The sequence below is a fragment of the Bradyrhizobium sp. P2_E8 genome (genome assembly GCF_056403875.1).
In genome coordinates this window covers 1-4,564 of record NZ_JBFUES010000626.1, presented here as the reverse complement: position 1 = coordinate 4,564, position 4,564 = coordinate 1, and the positions used below count along the sequence as shown (strand labels likewise).

At 66.5% G+C, this 4,564-nt stretch carries 4 protein-coding genes; 1 reads left to right on the top strand and 3 read right to left on the bottom strand.

Annotated features, from left to right (window positions below):
- A partial coding sequence (locus tag AC1D00_RS28205; protein ID WP_477012911.1) for an oligopeptide/dipeptide ABC transporter ATP-binding protein occupies nucleotides 1-241 on the top strand: 241 nt, incomplete at its 5' end.
- A 169-nt stretch (nucleotides 242-410) separates the two neighbouring features.
- Here the strand turns inward: AC1D00_RS28205 and AC1D00_RS28200 are convergent.
- From AC1D00_RS28200 to AC1D00_RS28190, 3 genes are all read right to left on the bottom strand, one after another.
- Nucleotides 411-2,387 carry an acetyl/propionyl/methylcrotonyl-CoA carboxylase subunit alpha gene (locus AC1D00_RS28200; RefSeq protein ID WP_477012910.1) on the bottom strand — a complete coding sequence of 659 codons (1,977 nt, stop codon included), beginning with the start codon at nucleotides 2,385-2,387 and terminating at the stop codon, nucleotides 411-413.
- Nucleotides 2,384-4,000, bottom strand: a complete 1,617-nt coding sequence (locus AC1D00_RS28195; RefSeq protein ID WP_477012909.1) for an acyl-CoA carboxylase subunit beta — start codon at nucleotides 3,998-4,000, stop codon at nucleotides 2,384-2,386. Before AC1D00_RS28195 ends, AC1D00_RS28200 begins: the two co-directional genes overlap by 4 nt.
- 120 nt (nucleotides 4,001-4,120) lie before the next feature.
- Nucleotides 4,121-4,564: beta-keto acid cleavage family enzyme (locus AC1D00_RS28190; RefSeq protein ID WP_477012908.1), on the bottom strand; the 444-nt coding region annotated here is incomplete at its 5' end.

Here is a 4,564-nt window from a genome sequence, read left to right as displayed (position 1 = left end):
TCCCTACACGCAGGCCCTGCTCGCCTCCGTGCCGGTTGCCAACCCGCTCGCAAAGAAGCTCGCGCCGCTGGTCGATGGCGACGTGCCGAGCCCGGTCAATCCGCCATCAGGCTGCGCGTTCCACACCCGCTGCCGGTTTGCGATGGACCGATGCAAGATCGAGCGGCCGGCGCTGATGGATGCGGGCGCCGGACATCAGGTGGCGTGCTTGCTGAATGAGGGGACGGGGCGAACCCCATAACGTCGTCCCGGCTCCCGTGCGCAATTGCGCACTAGGCCGGGACGACGAGCAGAGTTTGAGGCAACACTGTCTCCACATCGTCATTGCGAGCGCAGCGAAGCAATCCAGACTATCGCCGCGGAGAGATACCAGGATTGCTTCGTGCGCTCGCAATGACGAACTTGCCGCGCTACCCCGCCCCGATCTCCACCACGATCCGTCCCGTCGTGACCTGCTCGCCTTCGGCAACGTCGATCGCGGCGACGACGCCGTCGATGCCGGCCTTGTGGATATGCTCCATCTTCATCGCTTCCAGCGTCAGCACCGGCTGGCCGGCGGCGACGCGGTCGCCGGGCTTGACCAGCACGGCGACGACGCGGCCGTTCAGGGCGGCGCGAACCTTGCCGTCGCCGCCGTTGCTCGCAGCGGCCTTCGGCGCGGCGAGGGTGAGATCAGTCACTGCGAGCGGGATGCCGCGGTGCTGGAGATAGAGCCGGTCACCCTCGCGCAGGAMTTTGGCGCTGTCCATCACACCATCGTGGCGGAAGCGGATGGCGTCGGGATCGAGCTGGTCGATCTCGAACCTGTCCTGCCGGCCATCGGCGGCGACGGTGTAGCTGCCGTCGCGCTCGCGGGTGACTTCGAGCTCATGCCCGTGGCCGGCGATCTCGAATTTGGCGGGCAGAGGGAACGTTGCCGACAGGCTCCGCCCCCCTCTCCATGACGGCGCGCGCGGATTTGTGACGTAGAGCAGCAGGCCCGCCAGCGCCGTATCGAATGCAGCATTCGCCGATGGCGCCAACAGTTCGTCGCGATGTGCGCCGATGAACGCCGTCGTCACCTCGCCCCTGGCAAAGCCGGGGTGACGCAGGCACGCCATCAGGAAAGCCTGGTTGGTGGTCACGCCGAAGGCGGTGAGCTGCTCCAGGCCGACGATCAGCCGTCCCCTCGCCTCCTCGCGTGTGGCACCATGACTGACCACCTTGGCGATCATCGAATCGTAGAACGGCGGGATCTCCGCGCCCGATTGCAGCGCATGCTCGACGCGGATGCTGTCAGGCACCTGCCAGCGCGCCATGCGGCCGGACTGCGGCATGAAATCGTGCGCGGCATCTTCCGAGCACAGCCGGACCTCGATGGCATGGCCGACGAAGCGGATATCCTGCTGCTTCACCGGCAGCGGCTCGCCGCGCGCGACGCGCAGCTGCAGCTCGACGAGATCGAGCCCGGTGATGGCTTCGGTCACGGGATGCTCGACCTGCAGGCGCGTGTTCATCTCCATGAAGTAGAACTCGCCGCTGGCATCGAGCAGGAATTCCAGCGTGCCGGCACCCTCGTAACGCAATGCCCTCACCGCGGCGACTGCGACCTCGCCCATTTTCGCACGCAGCTCCGGCGTGACTGCCGGCGACGGTGCCTCCTCGATGAGCTTCTGGTGCCGGCGCTGCACGGAGCAGTCACGCTCGCCGAGATGAATGGCGTTGCCGTGGCTGTCGCCGAACACCTGGATCTCGATGTGCCGGGGATTCCGGATCGCGCGCTCGAGGATAACCGTGGGATCGCCGAACGCAGCCTTGGCTTCCGACCGCGCGCTGCGCAACGCATCGGGGAACGACGCCGCATCGGTCACGAGCCGCATGCCGCGGCCGCCGCCACCGGCGACCGCCTTGATCATCACGGGGAAGCCGATCTTCTTGGCTTCCGCGAGCATGACCTCGTCGCCCTGCTCGGTGCCCTGATAGCCGGGCACGCACGGCACGCCGGCCTTCCGCATGATCTCCTTGGCGCCGGCCTTGTTGCCCATCGCCTCGATCGCCTGCGGCGACGGGCCGATAAAGACGAGACCGGCATCCTTGCAGGCCTGCGCAAAGTCCTCGTTCTCGGCGAGGAAACCGTAGCCGGGATGGACGGCATCCGCGCCGCTGGCTTTCGCCGCGGCAATGATCGCGGGAATGTTGAGATAGGATTGCGCCGGCAGCGCCTCGCCGATGCGCACGGCCTGATCGGCCTGCCGCACATGCAGCGCATCGCGATCGGCGTCGGAATAGACTGCAACGACGCCGAGGCCGAGCTTCCGCGCGCTGCGCATCACGCGCAGCGCGATCTCGCCGCGATTGGCGACCAGAACCCTGAAGAACGGCCGGTGCTGCACTGATCCGTTCCTCATGGCCGGGCCACCGAGAACTGCATGCGCTGGAGCGTGCGTGCGTCGCCCTCGCGGCAGATCGCGAGCACCTCCGACAGCACCGCGCGGGTGTCGCGCGGATCGATCACGCCGTCGTCGAGCACGCGCGCACTCGTGGAGAACACGTCCATCTGGCCGTCGAACACGCCGACGATCTGCGCCTTCATGGCATCGAGCTTGTCCTTCTCGATCGGCTTGCCGCGACGCGCGGCGGCAGCCTCTGTCACGATGGCCATGGTCTCGGCGGCCTGCTCGCCGCCCATCACCGCGGTCTTGGCGTTGGGCCAGGAGAAGCAGAAGCGCGGATGGAAGCCGCGCCCGCACATGCCGTAATTGCCGGCGCCGAACGAGGCGCCGCAATAGATGGTGATCTGAGGCACCGTCGCCGACGTCACCGCCTGGATCATCTTCGAGCCGTGCTTGATCATGCCGGCTTCTTCATAGGCCTTGCCGACCATGTAGCCGGTGGTGTTGTTCAGATAGAGGATCGGCGTGCGGGTCTGGCAGCAGGCCTGGATGAAATGCGTCGCCTTGTTGGCGCCATCAGGATCGAGCGGACCGTTGTTGGTGATGATGCCGATGGCCTGGCCCTCGATGCGGGCATGGCCGCACACGGTGGCGGGGCCGTAATTCGGCGCCATCTCGGTGAAGTCGGAATCGTCGACGATGCGGGCAATCACCTGCTTCATGTCCACGGGGCGCTTGTGGTCCATTGGCATGATGCCGAGAAGCTCGTCCTGGTCGTAGCGCGGCGGCTTGAATTGAAGAGCCGCCCTGCCCGGCCGCTCCCACTCCAGCGCCGCCATGATCTCGCGCGCGATGCGCAGCGCGTCGCGATCGTCCTCGGCGAGGTAATCACCGAGGCCGGAGACCTGGGTATGCATCTCGGCGCCGCCGAGCTCTTCCTCGGTCGCGATCTCGCCGGTTGCGGCTTTCAGCAGCGGGGGACCTGCGAGGAAGGCGCGGGTGCGGCCACGCACCATGACGATGTAGTCGGACAGGCCCGTTTGATAGGCACCGCCCGCGGTGGACGATCCGTGCGTGACGGTCACGACCGGCAGTCCCGCCGCCGAGAGCCGTGCAAGATTGCGAAAGATGTTGCCACCGCGGACGAAATCCTCGACGCGGTAGCGCAGCAAATTGGCACCGGCGCTTTCGACCAGCTGCACGTAAGGCAGCTTGTTCTCCAGCGCGAGTTCCTGCACCCGCAGCGTCTTGTCGAGGCCGAAAGGTTGCAGCGCGCCGGCGTCGATGCCGGAATCGCTGGCGCTGACCATGCAGCGGATGCCCGAGACGAAACCGATGCCGGCGATGACGCCGCCGCCCGGCACGCTCTTGTTCGCATCCGGCACGTCGAACATGTAGCCGGCGAGCGTCGACAGCTCGATGAAGGGTGCGCCGGGATCGAGCACCAGAGCCACGCGTTCGCGCGGCAGCAGCTGGCCGCGCTTGTGGAAACGATCCTTTGCCGCGGCCGACGCCGCCCGCGTGCGCTCTTCCAGCGTGCGCATGCGGTCGATCAAGCCCAGCATGCCGTCGCGGTTGGCGTGGTAGGCGGTGCAGCCGGGGGAAATGGTGTTTTCGATTGTAGGCATTGTTGCTCCTGCTCGTCATTCCAGGGCGCGCGTAGCGCGAGCCCGGAATCCATATTCCCGATCGTGATTATGGATTCCGGGCCTGGCCCTTCGGGCCATCCCGGAATGACGGAGTGTGGCTTACCGATTCGTCCCAAAAATCTTCCGCGCCTCGGCGGGGCTTGCGATCTCGCGGCCGGCGCGGCGGGCACAGGCGGCGACGGCTTCGATCAGCTGGCCGTTCGACGTCACCTTTGTGCCGTCGGCGAGATAGAAGGTGTCTTCGAGACCGGTACGCAGATGGCCGCCGAGCTCGGCGCAGCGCTGGTGCAGCGGCCAGATCTCTTCGCGGCCGATCGCCGTGACCTGCCAATGCGCTTCGGGGCGCTTCAGCTTGATCAGGATCGGCAGCAGGTCGGGGTCCGACGGCATGCCGGACGCGACGCCCATCACGAAGTTATATTCGAGCGGGCCCTTGTACATGCCGACCTGAGTGTACATGCCGACGCAGCGCACGATGCCGACGTCGAAGCACTCGAATTCGGGGATGGTGCCGACCGCGTTCATGACGTCGAGATAGTCCTT

Bases quoted from the DNA above. Each gene is read 5' to 3' on its own strand.
- AC1D00_RS28195 (WP_477012909.1), bottom strand. From the start codon at position 4,000: ATGCCTACAATCGAAAACACCATTTCCCCCGGCTGCACCGCCTACCAC.